The organism is Hyunsoonleella jejuensis (assembly GCF_900111025.1).
GTDB classification, from domain to species: Bacteria; Bacteroidota; Bacteroidia; order Flavobacteriales; family Flavobacteriaceae; genus Jejuia; species Jejuia jejuensis.
Genome location: NZ_FOFN01000003.1, coordinates 335,374 through 355,447, shown reverse-complemented (window position 1 = coordinate 355,447; position 20,074 = coordinate 335,374). Strand labels below are relative to the sequence as shown.

The window sequence follows — 20,074 nt, the reverse complement described above, 5'->3', positions numbered from 1 at the left end:
TGATGGTTATAAACCGGTTGCTACAGTATGCTTGCCTCTTTCTGCTATTAAGCTCTTTCTTACATTTAACTCACGATATGCGTTTATCGGGCTTAAAGCTCCTCCCGAATTTAAACGTGCTTTTTCTAATAAAGGCCTAATATCTGTTCTATAAGCGCCTTGCAATATTTCTTGACATTTCACAACATCATTATCGATTTGTGCTGCCTTTAAAGCATTTTGATCAATCAACATCGCTTTGGCATATGCCTCTTGAATGGCTTCTAAAGATTGGATTAAATCTTCTAAAGGATCTTTTACATTATGGCTCGCATCAATCATCCACGCTAAATCTGGATTTTGTGGATTGTTTTGCATACCATAAACTAATTCGTTAAATATTAAGAATAATGCATAAGGCTTAATACTTCCTACCGTTAAATCATCATCTCCATACTTGCTATCGTTAAAGTGGAAACCACCTAACTTACCTTTTAATTGTAAAATAGATACAATTTGCTCTATGTTTGAATTTGGTAAATGGTGTCCTAAATCTACTAGTGTGTATGCTTTGTCTCCACAACCGTTGGCTAACATTAAAGATGCTCCCCAATCTTGGATTACTGTACTGTAAAAGTTTGGCTCGTAAGGCTTGTACTCTACTAGCATGCTCCAATCGTTTGGTAAACCCTTATAGATATCTATTAAACTATCCTGAGTGTTTTGAAATGCAGTCTGGAAGTTATTCTGTCCTGGGAAACATGAGCCATCTGCCAACCAAACGGTTAATGCTTTAGAGCCCAATTTATCTCCAATTTTAATAACATCTAAATTATGCTGTATGGCTTGCTCTCTTACCGCTTTACTCGTATTGCTTAAAGAACCGTATTTATAGGTTTCTTTAGCATCTTTTTGATCTTGGAACGTGTTAGAGTTTACTGCATCAAACTTTATATTTAAAGCATCTGCCTTTTCTTTTATGGCGTTGTAATCTGATGGAATATCCCATGGAATATGCAGTGATACCGCTCCTGCAGTTTGAGTTAAACTGTGTAATATACCAATATCATCAATTTTCTCTTCTAAATTTGATGGCTCACCGTAGAACCCAAAACGTCCAAAACGTGTTCCACCTGCTCCTAAGGCCCAACTCGGAATGGCTACCTGAAAATCAGCTAACTTAGAGATTATATGGTTTACATCATGGCCTGTACTACTTAATCTATTCGCTAAAAAATCAAAGCTTTCGGTATGAGTTTTTAACCCTTGCTTATTGTAACTGGAAATTTGTTCTTGCTGTATTTTCATGAATTAAATATTCTTTAAGAAAAGAAACTTCCATAAATCATCGTTATCTATGGAAGTTTTCATTTTCAAACTAAACTAATTAAACAACTATTTACTATATATTATCTAACAAAGGCATTTGCCATTCCTCCATCAACATTTATTATATTTCCTGTTGATTTATCTAGTATTCCTACTAGTGAGAATACGCCATTTGCAATATCGTCTGGAGTTATGATTTCATGCAATAAATTTCTTTTAGCATAAAACGCCGGTAATTCTTCAACGGTAATACCATTGGCTTTTGCACGACCTTCGGCCCATGCGCCTTCCCAAATTTTACTACCTACAATAACTCCATCAGGATTTACTGTATTCACTCGTATTTTATCTTTTGCTAATTCGGCAGCCAATAAACGTACCATGTGTTGTTGAGCTGCCTTTGCAGTACCATATGCCACATTATTTGGTCCTGCAACTAACCCATTTTTACTTGCGATGGCAATATAATCACCACCAAGTCCTTGCTTGCGTGCAATAGCTGCAAATTGTTTTGCTAAATCAAACTGACCTTTAACTAAAATACCCTGAAGGATATTCCAATCTTTATCCGTTGTATCCTCTAATGGCTTTGAAATAGCTAATCCCGCACTGTGAACAATGATATCAACACCACCAAATTCTATACAAGCTTTTTTGTAAGCACTTGCAATAGAATCAGTATTCGTTACATCACAAACTGCATATGTAGATACGTCTCTTGCATAAGTCCCATTTGCCTCAACTAAAGATTCTTCATTAATATCTGTTAATACTACATTAGCACCTTCTGCCGCCAATTTATCAGCAATCGCTTTACCAATGCCTCCGCCTGCACCTGTGATTAATGCAATTTTACGAGATAACGGTTTCTCTTTTGGCATGCGCTGTAACTTCGCTTCCTCTAATAACCAGTATTCAATATCAAAAGCTTCTTGTCTTGGTAATGAGGTATATGCGGAAATTGCTTCAGCACCACGCATTACATTTATCGCATTAATATAGAATTCACTGGCAACGCGTGTTGTTTGTTTATTTTTTGCAAAGCTAAACATACCAACTCCTGGATAAATAATAATTACAGGATTTGCATCACGAATAGCTGGACTATTATCTTTTTTACAAGTATTATAATAATCTACATATTCTTGACGATATGCTTCAAATGCTGGCTCTAATTTTTTCAAAATGGCATCAGCATCAGACAAATCTTCATTTTTATCTAAGCTTAGAACTAATGGTTGAATTTTTGTTCTTAAAAAGTGATCTGGACAAGAAGTTCCCATTGGCGCTAAACGCTCCAAATCGTTACTATTAATGTATTCCATCACCACATCAGAATCTGAGAAATGACCAATCATTCTATTTTCAGAAGAACACAAGCCTCTAAGCAGTGGCATTAGTTGCGCTGCTTTCTCCAAGCGCTCTTCTTTTGGCAAGCTCTCTACTTTTTGTCCTCCAAAAACTGGTCCACCAGATTCAATCTTCTTAGTTATATAATCTGAAGCCATTTCAATAACTTCTAAACTATTCATATAACATTCATATGAAGTATCACCCCATGTAAATAAACCATGGCTTCCTAAAACAATACCTCTAATACCAGGATTATCAGCTAAACATTTTTCTAACTGTAAACCTAAATCAAAACCTGGTTTTTGCCATGGCACCCAACCCATAGTATCTCCCCAAATTTCCTTGGTTACTTTCTCGCTGTCTTGAGCTGCCGCAACAGCAATTAAGGCATCAGGATGTAAGTGATCTATGTGTGCAAATGGTAATAAACCATGCAAAGGTGTATCAATTGAAGGCGCTTTACTATTTAAATCATAAATACAATGATTAAAAAGTCCCACCATACGATCTTCATCATGAAGCCCTTGGTATACATTTTTTAAGTCTCTAAGGCGTTTTGTATACAAGCCTGCAATACCAGATCTAGTTAGTGTTCCGATATCTCCTCCAGAACCTTTTACCCACATTACCTCAACTTGTTCGTTAGTTAAAGGGTCGGTCTCTAAAGTTTTACAGCTGGTATTACCTCCACCATAATTAGTAATTCTTAAATCGGCGCCTAATATATTTGATCTGTATAAAAATAATTCGACTTGGTCATCGCCCAATGCATCTGCCTTGGCATCGTCCCATAGATAATCAACGTATTTAAATGTTTTGATGATGTCCTTCATATTGAAAATTGAAATGAATTAATGATTCAAAAATATATTTGAAAATAAACTTTTGTATCCTGTACTATACCGTAAAGGGGAAAATTGTTCTTAAAAATATGGTTTTTATTTGTAAAAACTAATTATGATGTTCTTTTACAATAACTTACAACAAAAAAATTGAGTCTTTAAAAAAACTCCATTATTTTTTTTATTTCAAAAAAAAGATGCTGCTTACTATACTTAAAATGAAAATATTTAGAGTAAAAGCATAAATATGTTTAAAAATTAATACAGGACAACGCAGGATGCCTAACACATATACAAAAGATAAATTTGAACCAATAAAATTTCACTCAAAAGTAGTAACTAAAGCGACTCAATTATTTTATGGAGAAGAATTACCAAACCTTAGGAGAGTTCATTATTAATAATCAGCACGATTTTAAATACTCTTCTGGAGAACTTTCGCGATTAATAAATTCAATTCGTTTAGCTGCCAAAATTGTAAATCATGAAGTAAATAAAGCAGGTTTGGTTGACATTTTGGGTGCGGTTGGCGAGACTAATATTCAGGGTGAGGATCAACAGAAGCTTGATGTCTACGCAAATGAAGTATTTAAATCGGCACTGGTAAACAGAGAGATTGTATGTGGTATTGCAAGTGAAGAAGAAGAAGACTTCGTTACCGTTCACGGAAAATACCACGCGCATGACAACAAATATATAGTATTAATAGACCCATTAGATGGCTCTTCTAACATTGATGTAAATGTTTCTGTTGGCACCATTTTTTCAGTATACAGAAGGGTTACTCCTTTAGGAATGCCCGTAAGAAAGGAAGATTTTTTACAAAAAGGCAATGAGCAAGTAGCTGCCGGTTATATTGTTTACGGCACGTCAACCATGCTTGTTTACACCACTGGAAATGGTGTGAATGGGTTTACTTTAAATCCGGCAATTGGGAGCTTTTATCTTTCGCATCCAAATATGAAATTTCCAGAGAATGGAACCATTTTTTCTATAAACCAAGGCAATTATGCCCATTTCCCACAAGGGGTAAAAGATTATATAAAATATTGTCAGGAAGAAAAGGAGGACAGACCTTATACGTACAGGTATATAGGCTCAATGGTTTCAGATTTTCACAGAAACATGATAAAAGGAGGTATTTACATATATCCATCAAGTTCAAAATCCCCAAATGGTAAACTGCGTTTACTTTATGAATGTAACCCAATGGCCTTTTTAACCGAACAAGCAGGAGGTAAGGCCACAGATGGCTATAAAAGAATTTTGGATATTGAGCCTAAGGAATTGCATGAAAGAGCCCCCATTTTTTGCGGAAGCAAAAAAATGGTTGAAAAGGCCGAAAGGTTTATGCAAACAAGTTCATAATCATTTAGGTTTCTTTGTAAGTTTCTATTTTATTGTTCATTAATTCTGATTCGCCATAAATAAAACCATAGCAACTATTTATTATGGTTTAAAGAAAGATTATGCAAGTACACAAATTCATTAAAATTGATAACGACTCTAGAATACCCAAGTACAAACAAATTGTTGATTCAATTATACATAATATTTCTATTGGCAACTTTAAAATGGAGCAAAAAATTCCTTCCATAAACGGATTGAGCGAAGAGCTATACCTATCTAGAGATACTGTTGAAAAGGCATATTCAGTACTTAAAGAACAAAATATAATCGTATCCATAAGAGGGAAAGGCTTTTATATTTCAAGAACCAAGTTAATTAACAGGTTGAATATTTTGTTCCTTATTAATAAGTTAAGTTGGTACAAAATGGATACCTATTATTCTTTTTTAAATAGCATTGGGCCCAATTCCTATGTAGACCTTCAAATTTATCACTGTGATGAATCTTTATTTCTGAATTTGATAAATAAACATAAAAAAATGTATGACTATTATGTGATAATGCCACATTTTAAAACCAAAAATAGCGAGTATACAAGTACTACCGTGGCTGCTACACAGGCTATCAATAAGATTCCAAAAAGTAAATTAATTATACTAGACAATAAACAAATTCCCATTGAAGACAATATAATTACGGTATATGAAGACTATGAAAAAGATATTTATAATGCTTTAAAAAAAGGTGTTAAAAAAATTTCCCAATACAAAAAAATTATTCTTATCTATCCAGAAAAAGCTGTTTATCCATATCCTAAACGAATTAAACGGGGTTTCATGCGGTTTTGCGCTAAATACAATTTAGACTTTGATATTTTAGATAGAGTTTATGATGATATGGTTCTTTTTAAAAAAGATTTATTTATTACCATTGAAGAAGATGATTTAATAAGTTTACTAGAACAACTAAGACAAAAAGAATTTATATTAGGAAATGATATAGGAGTTATTTCATACAATGATACACCCTTAAAAGCACTTCTTGGTATTACTGTTATAACAACAAATTTTAAAATAATGGGAGAAGTAACTTCACGCATGATTTTAAATAAAGAAAAAGGGACATATAAAGTACCTTTTAGTTTTATAGATCGAGAATCGGTCTAAATGATTAGCCATTTCCTTTAAATATGATAAATATTTTAAGGCATCCTTTTTAAAATTGGAATTTTAGCACCTTTTCCATTGAATTTCCCTAAAAAAGTTTTAAGTTTCCCTTAATATTTTTTTCTATAATTAAATTTGAATGAAAAAATGGATATGATGAAATTCATAAAGATTGATGAAACCTCGAGGGTACCAAAATACCAGCAAATAATCGATTCTATTATTCATAATATTTCAGAAGGCAATCTTAAAATAGATCAAAAGATTCCATCCATCAACATGTTTAGTGAAGAATTTTATTTGTCTCGCGATACTGTTGAGAAAGCATATAGCATTTTAAAAGAACGTAATATAATTACATCCATCCGTGGTAAAGGCTTTTACATTTCCAGAACCCAGTTGATTTCGAAAGTTAATATTTTATTTTTGGTCAATAAGCTTAGCTCATATAAATTACGTACCTATAACTATTTTATAGATGCTATTGGTGGAAATTCTCATACCGATTTACACATATATCACTGTGACGAAACTTTATTTTTAAATTTATTAGACAAAAACAAATCGGCTTATGACTACTATATTATTATGCCACATTTTAAAACAGATAATTTAAAACATCAAAGTTTTTCTGATAAAGTACTAAAAGCAATAAATAACATACCTCAAGAAAAGCTCATTCTTTTAGATAACAGCAAACCTATTTTCGGTAATCATACCGTTGAAATTTATCAAGATTTTGAAAATGATATATATTCTGCTTTATCGGAAGGTCTAGAAAAAATAAAAAAATATAAAAAAATCATGTTGATATACCCTGAAAAATCAGTATACCCTTACCCTAGAAGGATTTTACATGGTTTCAGAAAATTTTGTGTCGAATTTAATTTAGATTTTGAAATTCTTGATGAAATTTATGAGGATATGATTATCAAGCGAGGAGATTTGTTCATTACAATTGAAGAAGCTGATTTGGTAAATCTTGTAAAACAAGCTCGGGAGGATGAGTTTATTTTGGGTAAAGACATTGGTATCATTTCATATAACGATACTCCTCTAAAGGAACTATTAGGCATCACCGTAATGTCTACAGATTTTAAAGTTATGGGCGAAACAGCCGCTAAAATGATATTAAACAAATCTAAAGGGAAAGTAAAAGTTCCTTTTAATTTTATTGATAGAAACTCAATCTAATTATTTGATATAAGCTCTCATTTGAATACTTGACGGACTTTCCACCATAATATCATATGGTAATTTTTTAAGTTTACCTGTTTTAATTTCCCTTTTAAAAACAACAATCTTATTTGAAAATTGATTAGCAACTAGTATAAAGTTACCCAATGGGGATATAGCAAAATTTCTAGGGTGTTTGCCAAACGTAGATTGATGACCAACCAACTTTAGAGTACCATCATCCTGGTTTATAGAAAAAATCGAAATGCTATCTTCTTCTGGACCACGATTTGAAGCGTATAAAAATTTTCCATCAGGAGAAATATGAATGTCTGCCGCTCTATAAATATCTTGTTTTTGCTCATAAGATGAATAGTCTTGAATAAAAATCAGGTTTCCATTTTTATACTCAAATGCCGTAATTTTACCGCTTAGTTCAGAAATACTGTATCCAAATGTTCCATCAGGATGAAATACAAAGTGCCTTGGTCCACTTCCTGGTTTCATTTTAATTTGTTTTTCATCTTGAAGTACGGTATCCTGAGTAGTAATATCTATACGGAATCCTCTTATTTTATCTGCACCAAGATCATGAGCAAATAAAAATTTATTGTCTGGAGACATATTTGAGGAATGAATATGGGCATCTTTCTGGCGGCTTGCGATAATACTACTATCCTTAAATTTTAAAAGTTGATTGCACGGATTTAGACTTCCATTTGCATTGATTTTAAAAACGCTTAAACTTGGATCGGTATAGTTTGAATTTATCAAGTAGGTGCCAGTTTTATCAATTTCAATATGCGCTGGGTTTCTTCCTCCGCAATCTTGCATATTTATTAAATCTAGTCTTTTATTTATTGAATCCACTTTAAAAGCAGCTATTTTACCGTGGTAATCCATTTGGCTCTCTACTACGGAATACAGATATTCTCCATTCGGAGAGATTTTTAAAAATGACGTATTGGTGATATTATTTATTGTATGTTTTAATTTACTTTCCCCAGTTTCATTATTAAACTCATAAACATGAATACCTTCTCCTGGTCTTTTATTGGTAAAACTACCTACAAATAGTAACGTATAGTCTTCCTTAGTTTGACAACTAAATAACAGACCTAAAACTATAATTACAACAAAACACTTATTAAAACCCATATTCTTGAACAATAATTTTATTTAAGAGACAACCAATCTAAATGAACACTATCCTCGCCATCACAAATAAATTTTAAATACACATTTTTTATACCTTTTGTATTTGCAAGATTACACGTAAATAATTGATAGGTTTTAAAACTACTTGTTTTAAAAAGCTTGCAACTTCCTAATAAGGGCCCGTTGCTATTATTTGCTCTTACTTCTATGGTTGTGTTGCTTTTAACTGAAGCGTTAAATGTTATTGTTTTTTTTGACTCTAAATTATATACATTAGGAAAATATAATCCCCCGACATTACTATTGTTTTGTATTTCGAAACCCCCGTTGAAACTTTCTCTTTTATCAAGCCCTTCGGCTTTCATATACCATTCGGCTTCAATTTTATTCCAATTGGCATCATACTGCCCCACACCAAAAGCAAAATGCTTGTCTAAAAAATCTACATCTGTTACCATTTCACCATTATCCTTATAATGTAAATAAGAGATGTAAGATTCACGGTATCTAGCAATATCTTTACCTAAATGAAAATGGCACCACGTGTGAAAACTCTGGTTATTCCAATCAAAATAATTACCGTGTGCCTTACCCGACAATCCATATTTATTATCGTATCCTGAGTTCCCTACCCTTGTATAAGGACCATAAATATTTTTTGAAGTTGCGTAATGAGAACCCGCGGAAAGATAATATAATCCATTTTTCTTATGAATATTTGGCTTATCGTTTCCACCTAATACCTTTCCATTTCCGTTAATTATAATTTCTTTTGGATATTCAGCTAAAGAAACCATATCCTCACCCAACTTAGCAATCATATAATAATAATCAGGGTCATTTCTCCTGTAATGTCCAAATGCAATATATGGTGTTTTGGTGGTATCATCGTCAATTATTACAGTAGGGTCATATTCTTTAATTTTTGTTAAATCCTTAGGTAATAAAGGCTTACCCAATGCATCTTTAAATGGGCCAATAGGTGAATCTCCTATCATAACGCCCGTGTCAATGTTTCCATTTGAAAAATAGAAATAATAACTGCCATTTTTATATGCTGCATCCGTAGCCCAACAACTCTTTGATTCTCCCATATAGGTATCCGTAGGAAGTATTGTAGTTTCTAATTTCCAATGAATTAAATCCTCTGAAGACCATATTTTCCAATCTGGCATAACAAATTTTTTAGCCGTTTTATCTTCATCTCTTGTTGCATACAAATAGGCTTTATTGTTAAATATTTTAATGTGAGGGTCTGCCATTCCAACATCATACACTAAAGGATTTCCCTCTTTAGAAGGTTTTTGTGGAGTATTTATTACAGATATAGTTTTAGAACCAGATGGCGTACTTTTACACGAAAGCACATGAAAAAAAAATGATACTGAAAACAATACCTTTACATACTTTACCATGTTATTCATAAGTTATTTATTTGAATTCTTTATAATATGACGTTGAAGTATCTAAATTTATCTCTTCTTCTCTAAGTTGTAATTTTTCTCCATCTCCTACATAAACACTCAATAATTCCTTATTTCCATCTAAAGTTATCACTGCAAAAGTGCCTTTAAAATAGATATCTAACACATCACTTTTAAACTCCTCTCCTTTTGATTGCGTAATGACATATTGCACTAAATATTTAGAAGCTAAATTACTTTCAATTTTCAATCCTTTATAAATTCCGTCTTGCTCAATTTTAGAAACTGATTTAATGGATGGCTCTTCCTTTTCATTAAAAGGTTCAAAAACCACAACAAAGGGGTTTTTCCACGCTTCACCCTTATTTCGAATTACTAATGTTGGGGTTGGTAAATTATCATAGGGCTTTGGCGCTTCAAAAGTAATGGGCGCATTTACCTTTGTAAACGTTCTATTTTCAAATCCTGGAATATGGAGTTGCATAAAAATATGACCTTGCTTTAATTTTTTGGTGTGAAATGTGGCTTTTACATCATTCGCATAAGGTTTTGATGTATTTACATCTTCAAAAAAATGCCACCCTGGATGCCTGTAAAGTTTGTTTCGTTTCCATGGCGCGTTCGCATTCGCTGAATATCTATTTGGTGTTTTTTGCAAGTCTAAATCTTTATTTTCAAAAGTGAGTTCGTCACCTATATTATGATATAAATAATCATGATATTCATTTGGAAGTTTAGATTTTGATCGAAATACATCTAAATAATAGCCTGTGGTTGGAGAAGTTCTAATTAAGGCTAAAGTACGCTCTTGTATAGCTTCAGCTTTATCACCTTTATCATCCACAAAACTGGTTAAACTAAAAGAATGGTATGGAGATACCGCTACTTTTCCAACTTCTGGTTCCATGGCAATGGGCATTACTTTATTAATTCCCAAATTAACCCATCCACCTTTACCTTGTGAACTACCATTAACAATTACCGTATTGTGAGCTGCAAAAATCCTGGAATAATTTTCGTGTAAATCTTGTCCATAATTTTTTCTTCCGTGGTCTACACCCAACACTTGTCCTTCTCCATATAATTCAATATTCATGCCCTCAGCATGCCCATGTACCATATGTGCCCCTCCTACAAAACACATTAGGCCATCTTTAGGATTATTGGTACTACTTAAATTACGTTGCATTATGATACCGGCATGATATACCTTGTCCGTTCTAGGTAAATTAATAGTAGCTGGTACATCTTTAAAATCAGCTTCATACCATAATAAAGCTTCCATACTTTTTCGCTGATATTTTCCTTTACGAATAGCCCTACTGATAAGTGGTGCGAATTTATCTTGTAATTCAGTTAAACTATCCATTTTTGACAATACAAAGGCATTTTCATAAGCCTGATAAGGGGCGTGAGCACGCCTGTGTCCATCTCCCCAACGCACAATCTCGTTATTGGGATAAACAAAGTAATCCAATTTAGGTAAAGCATGTAAAACATTTGGATACCTTGCCCCTAATTTTAATGCTGGATTATATCTGTTTACCACCAACATTAACTCCGCCAAAATAGATGTAGAATGATTTAAATATTGAGAAGTTTCTGGCCAAATATCACCTTTATTTTTGTAATTTTTGTACATTTTGGGTAATGCGTCTTGATTACTTGTGTTTTCTGTTAGAAAATAAGACAACCATTGTTCACGTTCTTTAAGATTGTCTAAAGCTAACGCATTATACACCAAATTTGGCGCCTCCAGTACACAATGGTTAGAACCTGTTTGGCCGTAATTTACAGTAATATTTGCATAGGCTTTAAATACATTCTGCGCTTCTTTAAAAGGAAAGTTCACTCCTTTATTTTTAATAATATCAAAAGACACTCCTCCTTTTTTGATGTATGGATAAATAAAATCATAAATCAATGGCAATCTATAGCCTATTACTCGTACTTCTCGAAACCCATCACGGGGAAATAACCAACCTCCTCTTCCAGTCCATTCTGAAACTTCTAATTGTTGCACGGATTTTATAAAAGTATACAAAATACTACTTGCAACTTGGGCGTATTTTTCATCTTGAGTAAAGTAATACATCATACCACAATCTAAAGCTAACTGCAAGTTCTCAATTAAAAGTTCTGCGGGTTTCCATTCTTCAGCTGTGGCATTATCTAGATTTTCATTTACGCCATTTACAACATGAACCGTTTTATAAAATGGAGGAAACATGGTATTCTCCTGTTCTGTCCAATTAAATGGTAATTGTTTAATATAAGCTTCAGGATTTTTATAAAACTTATTAACCTGCTCATCGGTTTTGTGCAACAAATTGGTATAAATTTCATTTGCCCAGTCTAGGGTTTCTATTTTATTAAGAATTTGTTGACGCTCCTGTGATGTCACTAAAATAAAGGGGCGTTCTTGCTTTTGAGACCATAAATTAAACTGCGTTAAAAACAATAGCATCAATATTACCCTTGTTATTCTTACTTGTTGCACTAGCATACCTCTATTTATTAATTAATGTTTTATTCTGTTTTTTGATAATTTAATAGTTTTATTGGTCCTTCTAATCCAATTGCAACCTTTCCATTTTTTCTATAACCTTTGGTCCACCTATTTACCGCAGGAACATTTAGATTCATGCAGTAGTTTGCTAATACCGTAGTGTAGCGAATTTCAATTTCGTTTTCGCCTTCTTCTAAAACATCAATTAATGGATAAATTGCTTTACCATACCAGCGCTTGCCTACTTTTTTACCGTTTATATACAATTCTGTAATACCTTCGTTTACGTCGCCTAAATCCAAGTGAGTAAAACCTTCTTCAATAATAATTTTAGTTTTATAGATAATATCTCCGGCAAAGGTGTTTTGAATTGGATTTTTTGATGCCCCAAAATCTAGTAATTCATTCATATTCCAAGTGAAATTCTCATTATCAACCCTTTTTCCAACTACAGTCCAATTCGTTTTTATTATTTTGGAATCCCTTAATTGAACTTTTGCGTTTTCAGTTTTCACTGCAGGTTTTTCATTTTCAAAAACTATTAATAAAGATTGAAGCGGTTCTAAAGTAATGTCTAATTTATTAGATAATTCCTCAAAAAAATAAGGTTTTCGCTCACCAGTTTCCGGATTCCAGAGGTATGGATATTTATTTTGAACCGGAAATGTAGCTTTAAAGTTTGAAGTTTCATACCTATTTACATTCGTAAAGAAATAAATAACCTCATCATCAGTTGATTGATGTATTTGAAATATATTTTTACTTGGATTACTAATTTCAACATCTGGTGAGAGTTGAGATTTCTTTAAAACTTCTTCCGTCCATGAGAATAATTCCTCAATTGAATTTGGTTGTTTTACACTTATTATTGATGATGCGTAATTATTTTTAATATCAGTCATAATTCCTAAAACAAGGGCGTCATTGGCTTGATAATTACTGTACCCCAGAGATTTATCAGGTAACCCATCAATAACGACAATCTTTCCACCAGAAGCCACAAAATCTTTTAATTTTTTAGCTACTTTAATATCTACTGATTCCAAGTTGGCTAACACCAGCAGTTTAAAATTCATATCTCCATAGGTTAAAACGCCATCGTTTAACTCCGAATTAACCAATACATTTTGATTAATATAATCGCAAGAATACCCTAACTGACTTATAGGTTCCCATAACTTATACAAATACTCTGGTTCTAAATGAAACGGCTCTCTTGCCAAACCTTTATCGCCCCACAAATCGGAAGTTGGCCCTAAGATGGCAATAGATTTTTCAGCTTTTGAGTTTTGAAACACATAAGACAAACGGGCGTTGTAATCTACCCAACTACTCAAATGTTTCCACCATGTATTTTGCTCACTAAAATAAGCACCGTAGCGAATCCAACCAGGAAAAGGCGCATCCTTTGGAGAATAATTATACCCATGTAAAACCGAGTGATTGATACCGGTTATGAAATTCATGTCGTCATGCTGTTTAATCTCCTCCAACGTGGTTCTAAAAACACCATTGGTATTGGTCATAGTTTCGCAACTGGTTATTTTTTTACCCGTTAGATGCGCTCCTGATGAAGCGTACAAATTCCAAATCATATAGCCATGAGATTGTCGCCATTGCCATGTATCATCCTTCATTTCCGCAGAATATATCCAGTTGTTGCTTTCTGGAATATCAGGAATCATGTATCCATCTAACATGCCCATTAAAAAGGGAGTTCCATAAGCTTGATAACGACAAAGAATACCATTTTCTTCACAGAATGCTTTATAAGTTCTGGTGAAATTATCCAAAAAGGTTTCAACTAACATGTTATTATAATCAAAACGCACACGCTTAATTTGATCTTTGAATTCTTCAGAAAAATTATTAGTATAGTTACTTTTCGAATAATCTTGATGACCTTGGTAAAACACAAAAGCCATCCAAGGGTCAAGTTTATAACCATATGTTTTGAAAAACAATTCTGAAAACCCATCACTCCAATTGGCACCAGAGACCTCTATACTATCACAAAACAAAGCTCTGATTAAATCGCTTAAAGGGATCCCTGAGCGTTCTGAAATTTTTTTCATCCTATTTAAATAGGCCAAAGTCATTTCTTTTTTATAATGGTCTATAACAGGACCAGCACCACCAGGAGCCCCTAAAGTAACATCTCTAAAATCTTGCTGTAATAATTGATAGGACAGAAAATAATCGCCTTCTTCATTTACGATGTATGAAATATTTCCAGAATTATCTTGGTATTTTTTAAGATCTATAATTTGAGAGGTTGAACTACAGTGGTATGGAACGAGTGAAACACCTGAAAGACTGAATATGGTGCGTTCGCTGTTACGTTTTTCGTTACCGTAATTTTTATATTTATTTTTATAATAATCTATTAAAAAATCTTCATTAACTTCAATGACGTCTCCTGCTTTATAAGGTATATTATCAGTAACCATTCGCTGGCAGGTTTCATCTTTCTTTAAAAACTCTCCGCCAAAAGGCCACCCCGTTCCAGCAATCATATCGGCAATCATGCCTAAATCTTTCGTTTTTTTGCAAGCATGAACCACAAGGTCAACCCATTCATCGCTCATCCAAACCAATGATTCTTCTTCGGTTGGCGTGGCATCTGGCATTGCAATTGGGTTTATTTCCACCCCGCCAAAACCAATACTTTTTAAAGATTCTAATTGTCTGTCTAACTCTTCCTTTTTTATTTTGTTGCCATTCCACCACCAACGTACAAAAGGTCTTGCTTCGGCAGGTGGATTTTGAAAACCTGAGAATAAATCTTGAGTTAATTTATGAGATGGATTTATTTTATTTTCACTATCAGACTCACAATTAAGTAAAAAACCAATACATAAAACTAAAACTATTTTAAAAAAAATGGATTTATTCATTTTACACGTCTTTAACAACTCAATCAAGAGTTTTCTTATTTGTTGCAATTAATTATTTATAAACTTCAACATCGCCTCTCTGTAATGTAAATAATCATTAGCTGGAGCCCCCGCATTTTCATCTAGATACCTTTTAATCCATTGTGGGTGATTTAAACTTTTAGACTTTCCTTCAAATATATTTTTAAGAAAAATTCCTGTTGTACCTAATTGTTTTAGGCCATTGACTTTTGAGGTGTACCCTTTTAGTTTTGGTAAGCCCATAAAATGATTAGTCATTAATGCCACATCTGGGGATTCTGCATAAGGAATAGTTGCGCCCTTTTTTACATTTGGACCGTAAAAATTCATGTATATCTGCCATGAGGACAACTGCTCTGGAAGATGATTACTTTTAGTTAAAGTGCCCATACCATGATCTGCAGAAATAATAAAAAATGCCCTTTCCCATAAATTTTCATTCTTTAAAAAAGCTACGAGTTTTCCTAATTCTACATCGGCATTTAAAATGGCTTTAATATATGCTGAATCTGTATTTGTTTTATCTTGCGGTCCTTTCCAGAAACTTCTAATTTCCTGTAAATGTAAACGCACCAATCTTACGCCATCTTCTTTAATATGTTTAATACCTAATTCTACAACCTTTTGGTCTGGCATAATCTCAGCATAGTAAATATCAGGTGTTTTAAAAACATCGTATAGCGTATGCCCACCTACATAAACGGATTTTATGCCTTTTCGTCTTGCTGATAAGAAAATATCATCTAAGTCTTGAGTTTCAAAAACATGTGTTCCTGTATGCATCCCTATATTTGGTGGTGATGCGCCTCCCCAGGGTTCAGTACCATCAGGCAATTTTACACGCCCCATTGGACTGTTAGAATAGGCATCTTCTACAATTACCCCGTTTTCTGCAAAATACTTTAAGTTTATAGCTCCTGCTTGTATAGCTGTTTCGGCAGCATCTTTCATTAATCCATCAATGATAAATTGTACCACTATAGGTTGATTTTTCTCTAATGCTTCAGATTGCACATTCGAAATCTGCTTTGTTTGCTTCGATTGTTTACAACCTAAAACCAAAAAACAAATAAGTATTAAACCTAATAAACTTCTCATTTTTAGTTAGTTTTTATTCAACATTTAGTCAGTTTCAGAAAGAAAATATTTCCTAATTTGTATAAATTTTGAAATTTTTATAAATCGCAGAACGGGTATACATATTACGAATTCCTATTCTACCCTCTGTAATTGGTTCTACTTTTTTAATATCCCACTCAAAATATTCTACTTTATCTTCATATTCCATTTTAAAACTTAGTTTTTCTGAAGTTTTAATAGCAGTAATATGATAGGTTTTTCCTGTTTCAAAAAGCCCCTGCATATCGTAAGAAGGCTCGACCATGGTACTATTAAAATGCTTATCATCAGGTTTGGGGTAGCGACGGGCACGCACATAATGCAATCCATCTCCTTTATTTCCAAAAGCCGAAAAACTAATATGAAACGTGTTCATGTTCTCGAAATACATTCGCATTTTAGGCACCTCTCGTAAGTGCTTCCATTCAGAAATATCTTTTTCGTAAACACCTTCTTCATCACCAGTTGCTTGGATATAAAGTATATTTACATACTTATTGGCATCATCGGTTTTCATGTAATCAAACTCAATTTTCACATCCCCTGAAAATGATTCTTTAGTCCATAAAACCGCATGATGTGCATCATTTCCAGCTTCGGGACCTGCTTTATAATGCATGCCTTCTTGAGTATTTTCAACCGTTGCAACTAAACCATCTAAAGTCCATTGTTTTGTCCAGTCTTCGGTACAATCATCCTGAAAAGCTAAATTCCAATCATCTTGAGTATCACTGTTCTTTTCGTTAAGAGGCATGTTTGTTTTGCAGGAAACTACAAGGACTAAAAATACCAATAAGAATACATTCCACTTCATAAACACTATTTACTTAAGAAATCTTTCCCCCATTTTTCTCTAAGCTCCACAGCAAGTTGATTTACAGTGTCTTGGTATTCTGGCTTTTCAGCTAAATTATCTAATTCTAAAGGGTCTGTTTTATGGTCGAATAACATACGTGCATAGGCTACCCCATCGTCTTTAGTCCACTCAGTATAAAATAAATCTCCTTTTATTAGTGTAACCGCATCTTTAAATTTACTTACCGCCCAATCCTTTTTTGGTATTTGTCCATTGATAATTGGCACAAAACTTTTTCCTTCCAGGGTTGCAGGAACATTCAAACCAACTAACTCCGCTAAACTAGGATAAATATCTATGTATTCTGTTATAGCGTCAGTTTGTTGTCCACTTGTTTTACCTGGAACTTTTATGATTAATGGGGTTCTTAAAGCGGTTTCAAAAGTAACATGCTTGCACCATAATTTATGGTCACCTAAATTCCAACCATGGTCACCCCATAAAATTACGATGGTATCGTCTTCTAATGCTAAACGCTTCAACTCGTCTAAAACCAAACCAATTTGTGCATCCACATAGCTTACACATGCGTAATAACCGTGAATCAATTCTTTAGCTAATTCATCTGGAAGATCATCTTTCTTGGGAATGTTTCCATAATTGCGCAACTCACCAAAATTGTGAAATGCTTGTTTAGGTGTTGATTCTGGTTGCGTATAACTCTCTGGTAATTCAATTTTAGATCTATCATATAAATCCCAATACTTTTTTGGTGCATTAAACGGTAAATGCGGTTTCATAAAGCCCAGTGCCAGAAAAAAGGGGTGCTTTTTATTTTTTAACATTTTTAAATTTGCAATGCCTTTCTGGGCTATTTTACCATCAAAATATGCAGTATCATGAACCTCAGCTATTTCAAAGGCCGCAGCCCCTGCAACAGCTAAATTAGCACTACCATTTGTATTTATATTTTCTTCTAATTGATAATTGCGAATATTACCTTTTGGAAACCATCTGTTATCCCAAGCTAAACTATCGTCATTATTATTATGATAAATTTTTCCGTTTGAAATGGTTGTATATCCATTCTGTTTTAGAAGCTTGGGTAATGTAACTACCTCGGGAGCATCAACGTCTGCCCTTGTTTTGTAATTAATAAATCGATGTCTTGTTGGCCGCATGCCGGTAAGCAAACTTGCCCTTGAAGCACCGCATACAGGAATATTACAATAGGCTCTGTTAAACACCAGACTTTCGCTGGCCAATTTATCTAAATTGGGTGATTGAATATAATTGGCGCCATAAAAATTTAGCTCAGGGCGCAGATCATCAACTGCAATAAACAAAATGTTCATTGGCTTTTTTTCTTCAATTATTGTCTCTTCTTTTTGCTCATTTTTACATGATATAAAAAGAAAACTAATTACAATAAACTTTAGAAAGCATTTCATATTTGTATTCATAATTATTTTTTACCAATGTTCTATAACTATGTAATCACCATTACTTAAGGTATTCTTTAAGGAATCTGCAATCTTTCTCCTAGGTGTATCTTGGTCCAATTTAAATCCTTTATTCCCTTTGGGTGTTATTATGGGCATATTACCAACAGACTCATCCAAGAAATCGTTTTGAGACTTCATCCAACTAAATAGATCTTTTCTTAATTTGTCTTTAACTTCTTGTAATTCTGGGTCGTTAGCTAAATTATTTTGCTCAAATGGGTCATTCTGCAAATCGTACAATTCCTCAAGAGGCTCATTTTTAAATGCATTTGCTCCTCGTTTAATGAAGTAATCTACATTGGGTTTTCCTGTTAAATTTTTATCTACAACCTCTACCGAATTGAAATTCCTAATGTATTTATAACGCTTATCACGAATCATCCTCGAAGGGAAAACCTCTGAATTTAAAATATTTTGATTGGTTCTTACCCCATAAACATAATCGTTTATCTTAACATCTTCGCCTTGTAATAGCGGTAAAAAACTAGTCCCATCCATATCGTTAGGAGTTTTTCCTCCAGCAATTGCCATAAAAGTTGGCAACACATCGGTATAATGAATGAGTTGATTTGAAGTAGTTCCAGGTTTAATTACTTTGGGCCAGCGTACTACAAATGGCACTTTTAAACCCACATCTTTTACTGTAAATTTACCTGAAACCCCATGATCTGCGCTATAAATAAAGAGGGTGTTATTATCTAAATACGTATCAACCAAGTCTAAGACCTTTTCTATTTGCGTGTTATCTTCCTCGATACTTCGGTAATACCCTGCTTTAGATTTTACATATGCTTTATCCTTTTTTTTATGTTCATTAAATGGATAAAACTTTATATCATCAGCATTTGGGTTTTCAACATCAAAATATTTCCCATGAGGATATTTTGACGTAATAAACATACAAAATGGCTTTTTTGAAGCTTTGAAGTAAGCCTCTATACTATCTAAAGGAATATAATCTCTAGGCACATCTCTTTTTGGAACGGGCTCCCATTCCTTATCCCATTGATATACACTTGCTGGCTTCACATGACTTTTTCCTGCTAAAACCACTTCATATCCGAGTTTTTTCATTCTAAATGTAACACTCTCAATATTAGGTCTTGTAGCGGTATGATTCGCAAAACAGCCGTTCTTTAAAGGATACTTCCCTGTAAAAAGCTGAGATCTACTTGGGGCACATATGGCTTGAGCTGTAAAAGCATTGTTAAAAAGCATGCCTTCTTTTGCTAGACGGTCTACTGCAGCCGTATTCACTTTTTCATTACCATAGCAACCATAATCGTAAATATCTTGGTCGTCGGCTAAATAGAAAATTATATTGGGTTGACTTTCAATTCTATCTTCATTTTCTGAATAAATATTGTCACTTTTCTTTTTATTAATACATCCAATAGAAAAAACTAAGATTGTATTTAGTAATAAGTAATACTTGAATATACGCCTCATC

Annotated in this window: 13 protein-coding genes; 3 read left to right on the top strand and 10 right to left on the bottom strand. The window is 33.4% G+C overall.

Translation table 11 applies throughout. From position 1 onward, the window contains the following. Positions 1 to 6: 6 nt before the first annotated feature. Both BMY39_RS11375 and BMY39_RS11370 read right to left on the bottom strand, forming a co-directional pair. A complete protein-coding gene (locus tag BMY39_RS11375; RefSeq protein ID WP_092579719.1) occupies positions 7 to 1,287 on the bottom strand; it encodes a sugar isomerase in 1,281 nt (426 codons plus the stop codon). Positions 1,288 to 1,388: 101 nt separating this feature from the next. Continuing rightward, on the bottom strand, positions 1,389 to 3,494 hold the full coding sequence (locus tag BMY39_RS11370) for a bifunctional aldolase/short-chain dehydrogenase (RefSeq protein ID WP_177176595.1): 2,106 nt from the start codon (positions 3,492 to 3,494) through the stop codon (positions 1,389 to 1,391). Between the two features lie 369 nt (positions 3,495 to 3,863). On the opposite strand from BMY39_RS11370, the gene fbp reads away from it, so the two are divergent. The 3 genes from fbp to BMY39_RS11355 all read left to right on the top strand — a co-directional run bounded on the left by fbp (position 3,864) and on the right by BMY39_RS11355 (position 7,213). After that, on the top strand, positions 3,864 to 4,871 hold the full coding sequence (fbp, locus tag BMY39_RS11365) for a class 1 fructose-bisphosphatase (RefSeq protein WP_092579717.1): 1,008 nt from the start codon (positions 3,864 to 3,866) through the stop codon (positions 4,869 to 4,871). Between the two features lie 101 nt (positions 4,872 to 4,972). Next, complete coding sequence (locus BMY39_RS11360) at positions 4,973 to 6,019, top strand: GntR family transcriptional regulator (protein ID WP_092579715.1); 1,047 nt, start codon at positions 4,973 to 4,975, stop codon at positions 6,017 to 6,019. A gap of 153 nt (positions 6,020 to 6,172) precedes the next feature. Further along, positions 6,173 to 7,213: a GntR family transcriptional regulator gene (locus tag BMY39_RS11355; protein ID WP_092580265.1), complete on the top strand. Its 1,041-nt coding sequence runs from the start codon at positions 6,173 to 6,175 to the stop codon at positions 7,211 to 7,213. On the opposite strand, the gene BMY39_RS11350 is transcribed toward BMY39_RS11355, so the two are convergent. The 8 genes from BMY39_RS11350 to BMY39_RS11315 all read right to left on the bottom strand — a co-directional run bounded on the left by BMY39_RS11350 (position 7,214) and on the right by BMY39_RS11315 (position 20,073). Continuing rightward, positions 7,214 to 8,353 carry a lactonase family protein gene (locus tag BMY39_RS11350; RefSeq protein ID WP_092579713.1) on the bottom strand — a complete coding sequence of 380 codons (1,140 nt, stop codon included), beginning with the start codon at positions 8,351 to 8,353 and terminating at the stop codon, positions 7,214 to 7,216. Between the two features lie 17 nt (positions 8,354 to 8,370). Further along, entirely contained in the window at positions 8,371 to 9,777 is a 1,407-nt protein-coding gene (locus BMY39_RS11345; RefSeq protein WP_092579711.1) for a family 43 glycosylhydrolase, read from the bottom strand. A 7-nt stretch (positions 9,778 to 9,784) separates the two neighbouring features. Then, positions 9,785 to 12,277, bottom strand: a complete 2,493-nt coding sequence (locus BMY39_RS11340) for an endo-acting ulvan lysase-like protein (protein WP_177176594.1) — start codon at positions 12,275 to 12,277, stop codon at positions 9,785 to 9,787. Positions 12,278 to 12,306: 29 nt separating this feature from the next. Beyond that, positions 12,307 to 15,183, bottom strand: coding sequence for a glycosyl hydrolase (locus tag BMY39_RS11335; protein WP_092579707.1), 2,877 nt, complete (start codon positions 15,181 to 15,183; stop codon positions 12,307 to 12,309). A gap of 48 nt (positions 15,184 to 15,231) precedes the next feature. Continuing rightward, positions 15,232 to 16,302 carry an alkaline phosphatase family protein gene (locus BMY39_RS11330; RefSeq protein ID WP_092579705.1) on the bottom strand — a complete coding sequence of 357 codons (1,071 nt, stop codon included), beginning with the start codon at positions 16,300 to 16,302 and terminating at the stop codon, positions 15,232 to 15,234. A 52-nt stretch (positions 16,303 to 16,354) separates the two neighbouring features. Beyond that, the gene (locus BMY39_RS11325; RefSeq protein WP_143064772.1) at positions 16,355 to 17,137 is read right to left on the bottom strand and encodes a DUF1961 family protein; all 783 of its coding nucleotides are present in this window, start codon (positions 17,135 to 17,137) and stop codon (positions 16,355 to 16,357) included. A gap of 5 nt (positions 17,138 to 17,142) precedes the next feature. After that, on the bottom strand, positions 17,143 to 18,474 hold the full coding sequence (locus tag BMY39_RS11320) for a sulfatase (RefSeq protein ID WP_245738270.1): 1,332 nt from the start codon (positions 18,472 to 18,474) through the stop codon (positions 17,143 to 17,145). 117 nt (positions 18,475 to 18,591) lie between these two features. Beyond that, positions 18,592 to 20,073 (bottom strand): sulfatase family protein, encoded by a 1,482-nt coding sequence (locus tag BMY39_RS11315; RefSeq protein WP_092579701.1) that lies wholly within the window; start codon positions 20,071 to 20,073, stop codon positions 18,592 to 18,594. Between the last annotated feature and the right edge of the window lies 1 nt (position 20,074).